Annotated in this window: 2 protein-coding genes; one reads left to right on the top strand and one right to left on the bottom strand. The window is 59.3% G+C overall.

The features are described from left to right. The coding region (locus ABX749_RS30705; protein WP_372899391.1) for a WD40 repeat domain-containing protein at nt 1-924 on the top strand (924 nt) is incomplete at its 5' end. Nucleotides 925-966: 42 nt separating this feature from the next. On the opposite strand, the gene ABX749_RS30700 is transcribed toward ABX749_RS30705, so the two are convergent. Next, nucleotides 967-1,875, bottom strand: coding sequence for a PEP-CTERM sorting domain-containing protein (locus ABX749_RS30700; RefSeq protein WP_372899390.1), 909 nt, complete (start codon nt 1,873-1,875; stop codon nt 967-969). Nucleotides 1,876-2,116 lie beyond the last annotated feature (241 nt).

Genomic DNA, 2,116 nt, shown 5'->3' with positions numbered 1-2,116 from the left:
GATGGACAGTTGGCCGCCTATTTGTCGAAACGGGCTGATGGAGTCGACGGAGAACTCGAATCGCAGATCACCGTCATCGACGTGCAAACGGGAACGCCCACCGCGGGGCCGCTGACGGTTGCGGATTCCCGCACGCCACCGCACCTGGATTTCAGCCGCGACGGAAACGTGCTCGCCGCGGCCGGTGCGACGGAAGTCCGCGTCTGGGATCTTCGTGATTCGCGCGAGATCACGACGATCGCGCTGCCCGATGTTCGTCTGCAATCACGCCGGTTTGTGGCCCTCAGCCCCGACGGCACCCGGGTCGCAACCTCCGTTCAAGAACCGAACGCTGATCCCGGGCTGTGGGTGTTCCAGTGTGAAACGGGCCAGCCACTGATCCAGATGGAGCGTACGTCGGGGACCGCCAACGACGATCGATTCGTGTTCCACCCCACCGAAAACCAGTTGATCGGTGCCGCCGATTCGGACACGGGGCAGTCCCACCTGTGCATCTGGGACGTGGGGTCTGGGAAGGTGGTCCAAGAGATCGTTTCCAAGGAAGACTGCCAAACACTCGCGTTCGCCTTTGATCCCGGCGGTGACCATCTTGCCGTGGCGATGTATCACGGCACTCGCGAATACTATCCGTATGCGACGACAATCTTTGACTTGGAAACCTGGGCACCCGTCACAAAAATTGACAACGGAAACTATGTGTTCTGGTTGGCGATCAGTCCCGATGGCAACCACGTGTCGCTGGTCGATGGCAGTGGCGAGGCTTCGCTTTGGTCCACCGCAAGCGGCATTCGATTACAGAATTTTCAATTGGGGCTGCCCAGTGCGACCGCGTTCAGCGGCCAGGACGGCGCGTTGCTGTTGTTGACCAACACCGACGACCAGCCCGATACGGCGGAGATCGTGACACTGCGCGTTTCGGAGTGAGAAGAAGCAACGAACGGAAGATAAGAATCGGGCCTTACTTCTTTACCGATCGTTGCGAAGACGGCGATTTCGGCGTCTCAGGCTGACCGACGCGCCAACGGCCAGCAGGAAACCGACGGTCGCCGGTTCCGGGACTGCGGTGATCGACAGGGTTCTTAGTGAATACCCTTGCGCAGCGACGAGGCTGGACAACTCGTCTTCATAAGCCCCGACCAGTGTTGAAAAGTTGTCGTAGCGGTCGCCCGCACCGGCATTGGATCCCTCGGGCACATCGATTCCCATGTGTGTGCCGATCAGCCCGATCTGTCCGTCGATCTCGATCAATGCGGCGTTGCCCGAGTCGCCGCCGAGCAAGCCGATCTCATCGCGGCCCAAGCCACCGGTCCCGCCGTTGGTGTCGGTGTCGTAAGAAAACTGAATGGTGACCGTGTCGCTACCGCCGGTGTCAAATTGGACGATTTGCAGTCCATCGATGACATTGCGACCGGCGCGACCTTGGGCATCGAAGGCGAAGAATGTTTGCCCCAGCAACGCCGCGAGATCTCCCACCACAATCGGAACCGGCACGATGCTCGGGTCGACATCGGATGAGAGGGTGTGAAGCTGGATGTCGCTACCGACCGCGGGTTGACCGGGAACTGTGGTCAACAGCTTTTGCGAACTGATCGATTGGTAGGTTCGCTCCGTCCCGTCGGTGCCCCGGAACGTGACTTCGGTGGTGCCCACATGTGCGGCCGTCACATAGTGCCGTGGTGTGATCAAAACGGCTGGCTGCAGCGCTACTCCGGAAAGCTGAGTTTCATCGACCAGAAACGATGGGTTCGGCGTTCCGTCACTCAAGAACCTGTCGTGATAGGTCGGGTCCAACCCGTTGATGATCGCGGCGGAACTGTGCGAATGGATCCACAGCAGGGCGATCCCAAGCAGAAGATGCCGACAGATTGAATTCACGTAGGTGTTCTCGGACAAACAGGGGAGTCGGGGAAGGTTGAAACCGCTCCCTACAGTACTCCATCGGCCCAGACGCATCAAATTGCTTGTGAGACGTCGGGGCTGGCGGAGGGGGGGAGAGAGGGAGACAAGGAGACAAGGAGAGAGGGAGAGAGGGAGAGTCTGCTTTTTCACTTTCATTATTGTGCCCGTATCGTTCTACCATTTGGTTTTCTGCGGTCTGCTACTCCAGTCCCTCCAG

Source organism: Stieleria sp., assembly GCF_041595215.1.
GTDB classification, from domain to species: Bacteria; Planctomycetota; Planctomycetia; order Pirellulales; family Pirellulaceae; genus Stieleria; species Stieleria magnilauensis.
The sequence above is the reverse complement of the archived record's forward strand: the minus strand, read 5'-3'. Positions and strand labels throughout refer to the sequence as shown.